Genomic DNA, 14,557 nt, shown 5'->3' with positions numbered 1-14,557 from the left:
CGCAGGCGACGCGGGGAAGTCATTCTGTTCGGTTTATCATCGACATGGGGATTACATCATCACCACATCAAACTGTTCCTGACTGTACAACGGCTCAATCTGCACCTTGACCTGTTGACCGACAAAAATTTCCACTTCTGCCAAGGCGTGAGATTCTTCGCTTTTCAATACCTCAGCCACCGCAGGCGATGCGTACACCAGGAAGCGATCGGTGTCATAGGCATGGTGCATCCGCACAATTTCACGCATGATTTCATAGCAAACGGTCTCGACGCTTTTCACCCTGCCGCGACCATGGCACGTCGGGCACTGATGAGACAGCACATGTTCAATGCTCTCACGAGTGCGCTTGCGCGTCATCTCCACTAATCCTAGTTGAGAGAAGCCGTTAATACTGGTTTTAACCCGATCTTTGGCGAGCGCCTGCTCCAGAGAGTGCAGCACCCGGCGACGGTGGTCCTCATTACTCATGTCGATGAAATCGATAATGATAATACCACCCAGGTTGCGCAGCCGCAGTTGGCGGGCAATGGCCTGCGTCGCTTCGATATTGGTGTTAAAGATGGTCTCATCCAGATTGCGATGACCGACAAAGGCCCCGGTATTGATGTCTATCGTCGTCATCGCCTCGGTTTGATCGATGATCAGATAGCCACCGGATTTCAGCTCAACCTTTCTGTCCAGCGAGCGCTGAATTTCATTCTCCACGTCATAGAGATCGAAAATCGGCTGGCGTCCGGCGTAATGCTCCAGCTTATTGGTGGTTTCCGGAATATAGTCCGTGGTGAACTCCAGCAGCGCGTCATAAGTCAGGCGGGAGTCGATGCGGATGCGATCCAACGCCGCACCGGCAAAATCACGCAGGATACGCTGCGCCAGCGCCACTTCACCGTACAGCTTACATTTGGTCTGGTTACGTTTTTTACGCTCGCTGACTTTGGTCCACAGGCGTTTGAGGAACGCGGCGTCAGAAGAAAGCTCATCTTCCCCAATGCCCTCTGCCGCTGTACGGATAATAAACCCGCCCTGCTCGTCGCAGTATTCACTGACGATTTTCTTCAGGCGTTCACGTTCCACTTCACTTTCAATACGCTGTGAAACCCCAACGTGGGCCACGCCGGGCATCAAAACCAGATAGCGTGATGGCAGCGTAATATCGGTGGTCAGTCGGGCACCTTTGGTACCGAGCGGGTCTTTCACCACCTGCACCATCAAATCCTGCCCCTGGCGCACCAGTTCAGCGATATCGCGCACGTGGAAATTTTTCTGTTCTTCCCCGGCCACACATTCAGTGTGCGGCATGATGTCTGACGCGTGCAAAAATGCCGCTTTATCCAGCCCGATATCCACGAACGCAGCCTGCATACCCGGCAATACCCGGCTGACACGGCCTTTATAGATATTGCCCACGATGCAGCGTTTCGCTTCGCGCTCAATGTGGATCTCTTGCAGTATTCCGCCGTCAATGTAGGCAACGCGCGTTTCCGACGGCGTCACGTTGACCAGTAACTCAGCTGTCATTTTCTGCTCCTGCCGTTCGTAACGCTATAATCTGATTATACAATTCATGGGTTTCCACCAGCGGCAAACCGACAACCGCGTGGTAACTGCCAGCGATCGCTTTGACGAAACAGCCGCCTTTACCTTGAATGCCGTAGGCTCCCGCTTTATCCATTGGCTCACCGCTGGCAACGTAGTGGGTAATGTCCTGCGGCGTCAGAGCGCGAAACGTCACGTCGGTCACCACCAGTGCACTGCACTGGGTGCGACGATCGGCCAACGTGACCGCAGTCATCACCTGATGCTGTTGCCCTGAAAGCATCGATAAGATGTGCGCAGCATGAGCTTCGTCGCGCGGTTTTTCCAGTAACTGCCCTTCCAGCACCACGATGGTATCGGCCCCCAACACCGGCAAATCTTGCGGTGCGGCAGCAACCCCTACCTGCGCTTTATCCTGCGCCAGACGGCGTACGTAGACCTCTGCCGTTTCATGTGCTGCCCGCTGCTCAATAACATCAACACGCAACAGTTCAAAAGGGATGTCCAGCAACGTAAGCAGTTCGAGGCGGCGCGCTGAACCCGAGGCCAGATAGAGCGCAGTCATATATCCTCGCTACGTATTCTACTGTAGGCGCACCGGTTAAGGACTACGCCCTTATTGATTATTGTACTGTGAACTGACGGCGAATTTTGCGCATCAACAGGAATAGCCAGGGCCACAACACGCCATCGACCACACAGTTCCACAAATTTTCCGGCCTGAATGACACATTGCTTACCAGGAACTCCGCCCAGAAGACAATCAGGTCCATTACCAGCGAAAGCACCATAACGATCAGGGCTTGTTGCCAGAGCGCCATATTGCGGAACAGTTGAAACTTGAAGGCCACCAGATAGGCGACAATGCTGAGCGCCAGCGCACGCACGCCGAGCGTGGACCCTAAAATAAGATCCATCACCATTCCCAGCACAAAGCCGGTACCAACATTAACCCGATGCGGTAACGCCATTACCCAATAAATCAGAAACAGCGAGAGCCACGATGGCCGGAAATGATAGAACTGATCCGGCCACGGCATGATTTGCAGCACCATGGCGATCAGGAACGATAACCAGATGATCCAGTTGCCGTGACGGCGATAGCGGTTCATTGGCGTCCTCCCTGTGCTGGCGTAGCAGCAGGCGGCGTATTACGTTGAGGTTGTTGACCTTGAGACGCACTGCGCGCAGGGGCGTTTTTCGTCTGTGCATTGCCCTGCGGCGGTGCTGCGGCAGCAGGCGGTGCGGGCGGGCCCATTTCATCGGGAGAGGGCAGAACCTGCGGCATCATCTGCATCAAGCGTTCGTTGGCGACGCGATGCACTTCTTGCGGCGGCAACCCTTTGTCCGACACATCGTCAACGCCCCACAGCAACAGCAGATAGCGTAAACGTTGCAGGCCAGCAGTCGGATGCGCCTTGATAACGGTGTAGGCGCGTTGCGTATCCACCTTCACTTCGGAGACGACGCCCACCGGATACCCTTCAGGGAAACGACCACCCAGTCCCGATGTCACCAGCACATCACCGACGCGAATATCGGTGTTGTTGGGCAAATGCTCCAGTTGCAAATCGTCAGTGCAACCATTACCGGCAGCAATCACGCGGATATCATTGCGCAGCACCTGAATCGGCAACGCATGGGAAACATCGCAGATCAGCAGCACACGGCTGGTCAACTGACCGACCGCGACAACCTGCCCGACCACCCCTTTATCACTGATAACCGGTTGCCCTTCGTAGACCCCATGCGCCGCCCCTTTATCAATCACCACCTGATCGCTATAGGGGTCTGTGCCTGCGGAAATCACCTGGGTCACCATCTTCTGCTCGTCCTGACGCAGCGGTGACCCCAACAGTTCGCGCAGACGCGCGTTTTCCTGTTTCAACTGGCCGAGCAGCAGCAGATCGCTGTTACGCAGTTGCAGTTCCTGGCGTAACGCACGGTTTTCCAGCGCCAACTGATTTTTGGTCGCCAGCGATTCAGAAACATTATCTAATACTTCACGCGGCCCGTTGGCGAGAAAATAGAACGGGCTGACCGCCGTATCCATATAGGTACGGATCTTGAGAAACGTCCCCAAGCGGCTGTCGGCGATAATAATCGCCATCGCCGTGAAGACGGCAAGAAAAAGTCGCAATTGCAGGGAAGGTCCCCTGCTAAAAATCGGCTTCATAAAGGTTGCGTATTCCTCAACGCGAATAAAGAACGCCCGACACGCTCGAAACGAAAGCTAACATTCGTGTTATTCACCGCCGTCATGCCCGCAGAAATGCAGGGGCAGAGGGGCGTCGGGCGCAGGGAATTACGCTAATGGCGATACCCGTGAAAACGACTCGCCACAGAATAAAAAAAGAGGGGCTACCCTACGGGATGAAAAACAACGCTGTTTCCCCATACGGTTCCCCTTCCTTTTATTCGGCACTCTTACTCTTCGCTGAACAGATCACCGCCGTGCATGTCGATCATTTCCAGCGCTTTACCGCCACCGCGAGCCACGCAGGTCAACGGATCTTCGGCAACCACGACGGGGATGCCGGTCTCTTCCATCAGCAGGCGATCCAGGTTACGCAGCAGCGCGCCACCACCGGTCAACACCATGCCGCGTTCAGAAATGTCGGAAGCCAGCTCTGGCGGGCACTGTTCCAGCGCAACCATCACCGCGCTCACGATGCCGGTCAACGGCTCCTGCAACGCTTCCAGAATCTCGTTCGAGTTAAGGGTAAAGCCGCGCGGTACGCCTTCAGCCAGGTTACGACCACGCACTTCGATTTCGCGTACTTCATCGCCCGGATACGCAGAACCAATTTCGTGCTTGATGCGTTCCGCCGTCGCTTCACCGATCAGCGAGCCGTAGTTACGGCGCACATAATTGATGATGGCTTCATCGAAGCGGTCACCACCAATACGCACGGAAGAAGAGTAGACCACACCATTCAGGGAGATAACCGCCACCTCTGTGGTACCGCCACCGATATCCACCACCATAGAGCCCGTTGCTTCAGAAACCGGCAACCCAGCACCGATAGCCGCCGCCATCGGTTCTTCAATCAGGAACACTTCGCGCGCACCGGCCCCTTGCGCAGATTCGCGAATGGCACGACGTTCAACCTGAGTAGCACCGACCGGCACACACACCAGTACGCGCGGGCTCGGACGCATAAAGCTGTTGCTGTGCACTTGTTTGATAAAGTGCTGTAACATTTTCTCGGTCACGAAAAAGTCGGCGATAACACCGTCTTTCATAGGGCGAATGGCTGCGATATTACCCGGAGTACGACCAAGCATCTGTTTGGCTTCATGGCCTACGGCGGCGACGCTCTTAGGCGAACCGGCACGATCCTGACGGATGGCGACCACAGACGGCTCATTCAGTACAATGCCCTGCCCTTTAACATAAATCAGGGTATTGGCGGTACCCAGGTCGATGGACAAGTCGTTGGAAAACATGCCACGAAATTTTTTAAACATAACGAAAGGATAATCCTGCAAGCTGGGGGCGAAAATAAATCCGCCTACTTTACCAACCACACGGTGCAGCGACAAGGCACGACAGCACTCTGCATCGGTGAAAAATTCCCCTGTGTCAGATGCATCACGTTCCCCTGAAAAACCGTCGGGGCGATATTTCTTTGTGCGGTAAAGCGAGTTATCGCTTTTTCACGCAGTCGGATGGCATCAACGCAGGACACAAAATCTAACATTTTATCGGCCAGTCCATGCAATAAGCACACACTAACCGATTTATAAACCACGCATTCTACGTCAATTTACCTGCGACATTCACCCTAAACACGATGCCGAGGTGAATATTTTTTCAACTCATCGCTGACAGGGATAGACGCCGCGAAAAAATCGCCCTGACCACCATAAACACCGAGACTCGATAGCGTATTCCACTCTTCCTGAGTTCTGACGCCTGCGGCAAACACGTTGGCGGAAGTTCCCTTGCAGGCTTCTATCAGGCTTTGTAAAAAAAGTTGATTTTCCGTCCTGCGTTCGAAACGGCGCACCAGACCTGGATGCAACTTGATGATTTCCAACTGCAACGTTCTAATATAGGTCGTGCTGACCAAGGTCAGCACGGCTTGCGTCACCGCCAGCCGACACCCCAACCCCACCAGCGTATTCAGGATAGGACGCAAGCGCTCGATATACTGACACACATCTGACTCAGCAAGTTCAAACAATATGCGTTGACGCTGCTGTTTCGGGCATTGCAATAGCACTTCTTGTAACCAACGCCAGAAAGGACGCTGCAACAGCGAATCCACATTGACGGGCATCGCCAGCGTCTCCTGCGGCCAGGAAGCAGACAACGCGATGATTTGTGTCACCAGCAGCCGATCATAATTGAGCGTCAGCCCCAATTACTGTACCAGCGGCATATATTCGGCGGCCAGCAGAACCTGATCGCCATAGGTGATACGCGGCATGATTTCTCGATGATGCACCACGCCATCGCGCGTCACCGCCGGTTTTTGGTACAGATGCGGGCCACCTTTTGCCAGCGTCTGTTCCAGCAATGTGCGCCATTTCACGCTGTCGCGCCCCTTGTCTGGCACCTGCCGGTCAAATACGCACCAACCGTTTCCTCCCTGCAATACCGCATTGCGCGTAGCATCCTCCACGCTCTCCATCACCTGCTCAGAACTCTGTACGCTGGCATAGGCACAGATGCCGATATGCAGCACATCCTCACGATCGATAAGGGGCGTGATCGGCAGAATATCCAGCGTTTTCACTAACTGCGTCGCAATAATATCCGCTTCTTTCAGCGAACGGTGTGGCAGCAGCACGGCAAAATCACTATTGAAATAGCGGGCCAGCAGCACTGAGGGATAACGCATGACAAAGGTCGATAGCATATTGACCAGCGTATTGCGGTACTCACGCAGTTCATTGGCATAGCGATGCGTTTCCTGCAAGGTATCGAAATCCGGCAGGCGAATCATCATTACCACGCCGTGGGTGCCGACATTTTCCGCGTCTTCCAACTGCGTGGTGAGTTGGTTATCGAAAAACAGGCGATTACTCAATCCGGTTTCCGCATCCTGGGCGGCAAACGCGCGGATCAGCGTATCCAGTCGGCTGCGTTCCTCGTGTGCATCGGCAAGATCCGACAGCAACTTATCAAACGCACCGCTGGCGCTATCGGGCCATTCGTGCACCGAACCGCGCGCCACCGATTCGCGTTCACCGCGCAGAATGCGGTTTGCGCGCGTCTCCAACTGTTCGTGCCCGGCCACCTTGCGGCGAAAACGCCGCACGGCAAACACCAGTAGCGCAGGCATGCACGCCATCGCCACCACCATGGCGATAGTGGAGAAAATCCAGCGCGGCGAGCCGAAAAAGGGATCAAGATAGGTAAGGTTGACGCGAAAATCGGCGTTTTGCATCAGTGACAGTTGCATCACATGGTGCACATAATCGCCTTCTGCGTTCATCAGTTCCGGCAGCCGCAGCGAAAATTGCAGGTTGTGATCGAGGTCTTGGATCTCCAGCAGCACAACCCCCGCCGCCTTCATCATTGAGGGCAGCCAAAAGCGTAACCGTTCAGGAGGTTGTACCAACAGCACCTGATCGATACTGGTCGCGATAGCGTGAAGCTGGTTATCAACCTGCTGTAGATTATCATCAACAATGGTGGCTAACCCTATGATAAACAGCAGGGATATGACGACTATCAGCACCGTCGTCATTAATGAAGAAAATTTCGTCATTCGCCTATCCCTGCATCCTCTCGCCGCACGAGGTCACACCCCCGTACCGTATTCACCACTGTTGTTAATACTACCTGTTACAAATATAGACACTAAAGGATTTTCCCAGACTTTTCCTCTCTGGTCACAATCACATCGCGATCGTGACGTGAGCGCAACCGATAACCACCGACAGTTTCCCTTCAGGCAAGTGGTGCAACACTCTGCAATGAACTCTTTTTTGCTCGTGCCGTCTTATCTTCCATACTTAACTTACTGTACGCAGTCGTCGTAACCCGTGGAGCATCATCATGTCTGACTCTCATCGTCAACGCCAACCGAGCGCCGCAGACGTTACCCCTGAGGGGATTTTTCACCAGCGCCGCACCGTGATGAAAGCGCTGGGCATCGCCACCGCCTCACTGAGCCTGCCGCTTAGCGCACAGGCCGATGTGCTGGACTGGCTCACCGGTGGCAAAAAAAAGCCGACAGCACCGCCACCCACGCCGCTCACTTTCACACCAGAATCCAATGCGCCAGCGTCACTCACGCTGACGCCCGAGGACAAGGTTACCGGCTATAACAACTTCTATGAATTCGGACTGGATAAAGCCGACCCGGCCGCCAATGTCGGCGGGTTGCGCACAGAAGGCTGGAAGATACAAATAGAAGGGGAAATCGCTAGGCCCGTCACGCTGGATATCGATGACATTATCAAGCGCTTTCCGCTGGAAGAGCGCATCTATCGCTTTCGCTGCGTCGAGGCGTGGTCAATGGTGATTCCCTTGTTGGGATTTCCCTTGGCGAAACTGATTCAGTTCGTAGAGCCGACCAGCGCCGCGCGCTATGTTGACTTTCAAACCCTGCACGATCCCGAACAGATGCCAGGACAGAAAGATCGCTTTCTCAGTGGCGGGCTTGACTATCCTTATGTAGAAGGCTTAACCATGGAAGAGGCGCTACATTCCTTGACTCTGCTGGCGCTGGGGGTTTACGGCAAAACCTTGCCACCACAGAACGGCGCCCCCATCCGTCTGGTGACACCGTGGAAATACGGGTTCAAGAATATCAAGTCCATCGTGAAAATCCGCTTTACGCGCGAACGACCGCCCTCAACCTGGAATCTGGTTGCACCGGATGAATATTGTTTTTATGCCAATGTGAACCCGAATGTTGACCACCCGCGCTGGTCGCAGGCCAGCGAACGGGTGATTGGCGCAGGCGGATTGCTTAACGTTCAGCGCCAACCGACGCTACTGTTTAATGGCTATGCCGATCAATTAGCACACCTGTATCGCGGCCTGAATCTGCGGGATAATTTCTAAATGCGTCTGACACTCCGCCAGGTGTTTTGGCTGAAAATCGTCTTGCATGCTGCCGCAGGGTTACCGCTGCTGTGGCTGCTTTATGCCATTCAACAAGGGGCGTTGAGCGCCGATCCGGCCAAAGACATCCAGCATTTTACCGGATGAATGGCGCTAAAACTGCTGCTGGCAACGCTGATGGTGACACCGCTGGCGCGCTACGGCAAACAGTCGTTGTTGATCCGCTGCCGCCGTATGCTCGGCCTGTGGTGTTTTGCCTGGGCTACGCTGCATCTGACCAGCTATGCGTTGTTGGAACTCGGACTCGCCAACCTCGCCTTGTTGGGCCAGGAGTTGATTAACCGCCCTTATCTGACGCTGGGCGCACTCAGTTGGCTGCTGCTAGCCTTGGCGGCAACCTCATTTCAGGCGGCACAACGTACGCTTGGCAGTCACAGGCAGCGCTTACACAACCTTATCTATGTCATCGCGGTGCTCGCGCCCATTCATTATTTGTGGTCGGTAAAAATCTTATCGCCGCAACCGATGATCTACGGGCTAAGTACGCTTTTCTTGTTAGCGCTGCGTTACAAAAAGTTCCGCCAGTGGTGGCGTTAATGCCGGGAAAGCGACTGTAGCGCAATGCCACGCGCGGCGGGGCGTCAAAGCTATTTGCGGAGATAAGACCAGTATTTAGCTGCTAATTGCCACGATATGGTTATAATGCCCGACCTTATCGCCCGGTGAACAATTTACGTTGCCAAAAGGTGACAAACGATGTGCTTCGCGCTATGTTGTGCGACACGTTTTTCTACAAACTGGGTGTATAATGGGAGATAGCGGCACAATGGCAGAGAAATTTCACATTTTGCTTTTGAACGGTCCCAACCTGAATCTGCTGGGAACCCGTGAGCCAGAGAAGTACGGCAGCACTACGCTTGCAGAGATCGTCAGCGGTCTGGAACATCAGGCACAGGCGCTCAATGTACACTTCTCCCATGTCCAATCCAATGCTGAGCATGTGCTGATTGATACTATTCATCAGGCACGCGGCAATACGGATTTTATTTTAATTAACCCGGCGGCATTTACCCACACCAGCGTTGCATTATGTGATGCGCTACTGGCCGTGGAAATTCCGTTTATTGAGATCCATCTGAGCAACGTGCACGCTCGCGAGCCGTTCCGTCATCACTCTTACCTGTCCGATGTGGCGGTGGGTGTGATTTGCGGCCTGGGCGCGGATGGATATGGCTATGCGTTACAGACAGCGGTAAAACGCCTGTGCACGTCAAACTAAATAAACCCATTTCAACAAATGAGTACGGAACCACATCCATGGATATTCGTAAAATCAAGAAACTTATCGAACTGGTTGAAGAATCCGGCATCGCCGAACTGGAAATTTCAGAAGGCGAAGAATCAGTACGTATCAGTAGTGCCCCTGCTGCACCGAGCTACCCGATGATGCAGCAAGCCTATGCGCCCATGATGCAGCAACCGGCCCCTGCGCTGGCAACCGCCGTGGCCCCGGCCCCGGAAGCAACTGTTGCCGCTGCACCTGCGACCGTTAGCGGTCACACCGTGCGTTCTCCCATGGTCGGTACGTTCTACCGTACCCCAAGCCCGGATGCCAAGGCATTCGTTGAAGTGGGGCAACATGTTAACGTCGGCGATACCTTGTGCATCGTTGAAGCCATGAAAATGATGAACCAAATCGAAGCCGATAAAGCAGGCGTGGTGAAAGCCGTGCTGGTTGAAAACGGCCAACCGGTTGAGTTTGATGAGCCTTTGGTTGTCATTGAATAACCGGTTGTCATCGAATAACGAGGCTTACCATGCTAGATAAAATCGTTATCGCGAACCGCGGAGAGATTGCGCTGCGTATTTTGCGCGCCTGTAAAGAACTGGGCATCAAAACCGTTGCCGTTCACTCCAGCGCCGACCGCGATCTGAAACACGTGCTGCTGGCCGACGAGACCGTGTGTATCGGCCCGGCTCCGTCGACCAAAAGCTACCTGAACATCCCGGCGATCATTTCCGCCGCGGAAATCACCGGTGCCGTGGCCATTCACCCCGGCTACGGCTTTTTGTCCGAAAATGCGGATTTTGCCGAGCAGTTCGAGCGTTCTGGCTTTATCTTCATTGGCCCACGCGCAGACACCATCCGCCTGATGGGTGACAAAGTCTCTGCCATTTCTACCATGAAGAAAGCGGGCGTACCGTGCGTGCCGGGTTCTGACGGCCCTTTGGGCGACGACATGGACAAGAACCGCGCCTTTGGCAAACGCATCGGCTACCCGGTGATTATCAAATCCTCAGGCGGCGGCGGCGGTCGCGGCATGCGCGTGGTGCGCAGCGAGAAAGATCTGGAACAATCCATCCTCATGACCCGTGCGGAAGCGAAAGCCGCTTTCAATAACGACATGGTGTATATGGAAAAATACCTGGAAAATCCGCGTCACGTGGAAATTCAGGTATTGGCTGACGGTCAGGGAAACGCTATCTATCTGGCGGAACGCGACTGCTCAATGCAGCGTCGTCACCAGAAAGTGGTGGAAGAAGCGCCTGCACCGGGCATCACGGCGGATTTGCGTCGCGACATCGGCGATCGCTGCGCTAAAGCCTGTGTGGATATCGGCTATCGCGGTGCCGGTACGTTTGAATTCCTGTTTGAAAACGGTGAGTTCTACTTTATCGAGATGAACACCCGTATTCAGGTTGAGCATCCGGTAACGGAGATGATCACTGGCGTCGATCTGATCAAAGAGCAGCTGCGCATCGCTGCTGGTCAACCGTTGTCGATCAAACAGGAAGAGGTCAACGTGCGCGGTCATGCGGTGGAATGCCGTATCAACGCCGAAGATCCCAACACCTTCCTGCCAAGTCCGGGCAAGATCACCCGTTTCCACGCACCAGGCGGTTTTGGCGTACGCTGGGAATCGCACATTTACGCTGGCTATACCGTGCCGCCGTACTACGATTCCATGATCGGCAAGTTGATCACTTACGGTGAAAGCCGCGATATCGCGATTTCCCGAATGAAAAACGCCTTGGCGGAACTGATCATTGATGGTATTAAAACCAACATTGAGTTGCAGTTGAAGATTATGAACGACGAGAACTTCCAGCACGGTGGAACCAATATCCACTATCTGGAGAAAAAGCTCGGTCTGCAATAATCTGCATCGTACAAGCGTATAAAGGCCAGCCATGCTGGCCTTTTTGCTTGTTGGTACCGCTTTACAGGGAAAAACCATGGACAAACGCTTCCCCCAAGCGCACAAAGAGGCGCGATGGGCACTGTTCCTGACGCTGTTTTACCTCGTAGGCTGGATAGTCACCGCCTACCTGCCTGACAACACCGCCGGGTTGACCGGGCTGCCGCGCTGGTTTGAGTTCTCCTGCCTGCTGCTACCGCTGGTGTTTATCGTGTTGTGCTGGCTGATGACGCACCTGATATTTCGCGATATTCCGTTAGGAGACGACGATGCACAATGATGTGATTCTGCCGCTGGTCGTCTACCTAATGCTGGTGTTTGGGTTGTCTATTTACGCCTATCTGCGCCGCCGCGAGGGCAATTTCCTCAGCGAGTACTTCCTTGGTAGCCGATCAATGGGCGGGTTTGTGCTTGCCATGACGCTGATTGGCACCTATGTCAGCGCCAGTTCGTTTATCGGTGGGCCAGGTGCCGCCTATAAATACGGTCTGGGTTGGGTGCTATTGGCGGTGATCCAGGTGCCAACCATGCTGCTTTCTCTCGGCATTCTGGGGAAAAAATTCGCCATTCTGGCACGACGCTACAACGCCATTACGCTGAACGATATGCTGTATGCACGTTATGGCAGTCGCCTACTGGTATGGTTTGCTAGCCTGAGCCTGCTGGTGGCCTTTATCGGGGCGATGGCGGTGCAGTTTATCGGTGGCGCTCGCCTGCTGGAAACTGCCGCTAACGTGCCCTACGACGTTGGCTTGCTGATTTTCGGCGTCACGATAGCGCTTTACACCACCTTCGGCGGTTTTCGCGCCAGCGTGCTGAATGATGCGATGCAGGGCGTGGTGATACTGATCGGCACGCTATTGCTACTGGTGGCGATTATCTCTGCCGCTGGCGGACTGGGCAGCGCGGTAGAAACGCTGCGTCAGATTGATCCGGCCTTGGTAGACCCGCACGGCAGCGGACAGACGCTCACCTTCCCGTTTATGGCCTCCTTCTGGGTGTTGGTGTGCTTCGGCGTCATCGGCCTGCCTAACACTGCCGTTCGCTGCATCTCTTACAAAGACAGCAAAGCGCTGCATCGCGGCATCATTATCGGCACCATCGTCATCACCGTGCTGATGTTGGGTATGCATCTGGCCAGCGCGCTGGGACGGGCTATCATGCCTAACCTGACCATTCCCGATCAGGTGCTGCCGGAACTGATGGTGAAAGTGCTGCCGCCGCTGGCAGCGGGCATCTTCCTCGCCGCGCCCATGTCCGCCATTATGGCCAACATCAATGCGCACCTGCTGCAAGCGTCTGCCACCATCATCAAAGATCTGTATCTGAGCGTAAAACCGCACCAGGCACAGAATGAACGCCATATCAAATGGCTCTCCAGCGCCACCACGCTGCTGCTCGGCGTGCTGACGCTGCTGGCCTCCTGGCGACCGCCTGAAATGATTATCTGGCTCAATCTACTGGCGTTTGGCGGCCTGGAAGCGGTATTCCTGTGGCCACTGGTGCTCGGGCTTTATTGGGAACGCGCCAATGCGACCGGCGCGCTCAACTCCATGATGGTTGGTGCCTTATGCTATACCCTACTTGCCACATTTAAGCTGAATCTGGCGGGCTTTCACCCGATTGTCCCCGCCCTTTCGTTCAGCCTGCTGGCATTTCTTATTGGTAACCGTTTTGGCAGCAACCCTGCGCCAAACGCTGCCGCAACACCTTCACATTAACGGGAACAGAGGCTGCTATGCCGTGGATTCAACTCAAAATCAATACGACGGGTGCGCAGGCTGAACAACTGGGCGATGCGCTTATCGAGAGCGGTGCGGTGTCTGTCACCTTTCAGGACACCCACGATACACCGGTATTCGAGCCGCTGCCGGGTGAAACCCGTTTATGGGGCGATACCGACGTGATTGGGCTGTTCGACGCCGAAACCGAAATGCCGGACGTAATTGCCCAACTGGAACAAGAACCGCTGCTGGGTGCCGGTTTTCGCCATAAAATCGAGCAGTTGGAAGACAAGGACTGGGAACGGGAGTGGATGGATAACTTCCACCCGATGCAGTTTGGCAAACGCCTGTGGATCTGCCCGAGCTGGCGTGACATCCCTGACCCGAATGCCGTTAACGTGATGCTGGATCCCGGTCTGGCCTTTGGTACCGGCACGCATCCTACCACCTCCCTGTGCCTGCAATGGCTCGACGGTTTGGATCTGGCAGGCAAAACGGTTATCGATTTTGGCTGTGGTTCCGGTATTCTGGCAATCGCCGCGCTGAAACTGGGTGCCGCGCAGGCGATTAGCATCGATATCGATCCTCAGGCCATTCAAGCCAGCCGCGATAACGCACAGCGTAGCGGCGTCTCAGAGCGTTTGGCGCTCTATCTGCCGAAAGACCAGCCCAACGACCTCTCTGCCGACGTCGTGGTTGCCAATATCCTTGCAGACCCACTGCGCGAGCTGGCACCGCTGATTAGCACACTGCCCAAGGCGGGAGGGCATTTAGGATTATCAGGCATTTTGGCGTCACAGGCAGAAAACGTGGCAGCAGCTTACACCGATCTGTTCGAACTCGACCCGACCGTTGAGAAAGAAGAGTGGTGCCGCATTACGGGCGTCAAGCTTTGAGATAAAGCCATTGCGCGATAAACCACCCGTTGTTGCACATGAAAACGCCAGCGAGCGTGGCCTGTCCATGCATTTGTGCACTGTTGCGCAGAAATGCTTGATCGTGCAATGGTTGGACCAATGAGTGATTTTTCTTATAACATACTGTAATAAAAAGACAATTATAAAATT

13 protein-coding genes and 2 pseudogenes are annotated in these 14,557 nt (G+C 54.5%); 8 read left to right on the top strand and 7 right to left on the bottom strand.

Annotated elements, in window-relative coordinates; genetic code table 11:
* Positions 1-51: 51 nt before the first annotated feature.
* The 7 genes and pseudogenes from rng to csrD form a co-directional block, all read right to left on the bottom strand.
* The gene (gene rng / locus CS369_RS20135; protein ID WP_196908449.1) at positions 52-1,521 is read right to left on the bottom strand and encodes a ribonuclease G; all 1,470 of its coding nucleotides are present in this window, start codon (positions 1,519-1,521) and stop codon (positions 52-54) included.
* Positions 1,511-2,104 (bottom strand): nucleoside triphosphate pyrophosphatase, encoded by a 594-nt coding sequence (locus tag CS369_RS20130; RefSeq protein ID WP_196908448.1) that lies wholly within the window; start codon positions 2,102-2,104, stop codon positions 1,511-1,513. Before CS369_RS20130 ends, rng begins: the two co-directional genes overlap by 11 nt.
* A 58-nt stretch (positions 2,105-2,162) precedes the next feature.
* Complete coding sequence (gene mreD, locus CS369_RS20125) at positions 2,163-2,651, bottom strand: rod shape-determining protein MreD (protein WP_196908447.1); 489 nt, start codon at positions 2,649-2,651, stop codon at positions 2,163-2,165.
* Positions 2,648-3,715 carry a rod shape-determining protein MreC gene (gene mreC / locus CS369_RS20120; protein WP_196908446.1) on the bottom strand — a complete coding sequence of 356 codons (1,068 nt, stop codon included), beginning with the start codon at positions 3,713-3,715 and terminating at the stop codon, positions 2,648-2,650. The genes mreD and mreC overlap by 4 nt, the downstream gene beginning before the upstream one ends.
* 251 nt (positions 3,716-3,966) lie before the next feature.
* Positions 3,967-5,010 carry a rod shape-determining protein MreB gene (gene mreB, locus CS369_RS20115; protein ID WP_004385136.1) on the bottom strand — a complete coding sequence of 348 codons (1,044 nt, stop codon included), beginning with the start codon at positions 5,008-5,010 and terminating at the stop codon, positions 3,967-3,969.
* A 44-nt stretch (positions 5,011-5,054) separates the two neighbouring features.
* Complete coding sequence (locus CS369_RS20110; RefSeq protein ID WP_196908445.1) at positions 5,055-5,243, bottom strand: hypothetical protein; 189 nt, start codon at positions 5,241-5,243, stop codon at positions 5,055-5,057.
* A gap of 84 nt (positions 5,244-5,327) precedes the next feature.
* Positions 5,328-7,262, bottom strand: a pseudogene (csrD, locus tag CS369_RS20105) (RNase E specificity factor CsrD).
* Between the two features lie 290 nt (positions 7,263-7,552).
* Here csrD and msrP point away from each other — a divergent pair.
* From msrP to prmA, 8 genes and pseudogenes are all read left to right on the top strand, one after another.
* Complete coding sequence (msrP, locus tag CS369_RS20100) at positions 7,553-8,566, top strand: protein-methionine-sulfoxide reductase catalytic subunit MsrP (protein ID WP_196908444.1); 1,014 nt, start codon at positions 7,553-7,555, stop codon at positions 8,564-8,566.
* Positions 8,567-9,163: pseudogene (msrQ, locus tag CS369_RS20095) on the top strand (protein-methionine-sulfoxide reductase heme-binding subunit MsrQ).
* 229 nt (positions 9,164-9,392) lie between these two features.
* Entirely contained in the window at positions 9,393-9,845 is a 453-nt protein-coding gene (gene aroQ / locus CS369_RS20090; protein WP_196908443.1) for a type II 3-dehydroquinate dehydratase, read from the top strand.
* Between the two features lie 38 nt (positions 9,846-9,883).
* Positions 9,884-10,354, top strand: coding sequence for an acetyl-CoA carboxylase biotin carboxyl carrier protein (gene accB, locus CS369_RS20085; RefSeq protein ID WP_196908442.1), 471 nt, complete (start codon positions 9,884-9,886; stop codon positions 10,352-10,354).
* A gap of 29 nt (positions 10,355-10,383) precedes the next feature.
* The gene (accC, locus tag CS369_RS20080) at positions 10,384-11,727 is read left to right on the top strand and encodes an acetyl-CoA carboxylase biotin carboxylase subunit (protein WP_196908441.1); all 1,344 of its coding nucleotides are present in this window, start codon (positions 10,384-10,386) and stop codon (positions 11,725-11,727) included.
* A gap of 76 nt (positions 11,728-11,803) precedes the next feature.
* A complete protein-coding gene (locus CS369_RS20075) occupies positions 11,804-12,046 on the top strand; it encodes a YhdT family protein (protein ID WP_196908541.1) in 243 nt (80 codons plus the stop codon).
* Positions 12,036-13,487: a sodium/pantothenate symporter gene (gene panF / locus CS369_RS20070; protein ID WP_196908440.1), complete on the top strand. Its 1,452-nt coding sequence runs from the start codon at positions 12,036-12,038 to the stop codon at positions 13,485-13,487. The genes CS369_RS20075 and panF overlap by 11 nt, the downstream gene beginning before the upstream one ends.
* A gap of 17 nt (positions 13,488-13,504) precedes the next feature.
* Positions 13,505-14,386 carry a 50S ribosomal protein L11 methyltransferase gene (prmA, locus tag CS369_RS20065; RefSeq protein ID WP_196908439.1) on the top strand — a complete coding sequence of 294 codons (882 nt, stop codon included), beginning with the start codon at positions 13,505-13,507 and terminating at the stop codon, positions 14,384-14,386.
* Positions 14,387-14,557 lie beyond the last annotated feature (171 nt).

The sequence above is a fragment of the Candidatus Symbiopectobacterium sp. 'North America' genome (genome assembly GCF_015762685.1).
Taxonomy (GTDB): domain Bacteria; phylum Pseudomonadota; class Gammaproteobacteria; order Enterobacterales; family Enterobacteriaceae; genus Symbiopectobacterium.
Note: the sequence above shows the minus strand (reverse complement) of the source record. Positions and strands in the feature narration are given on the sequence as shown.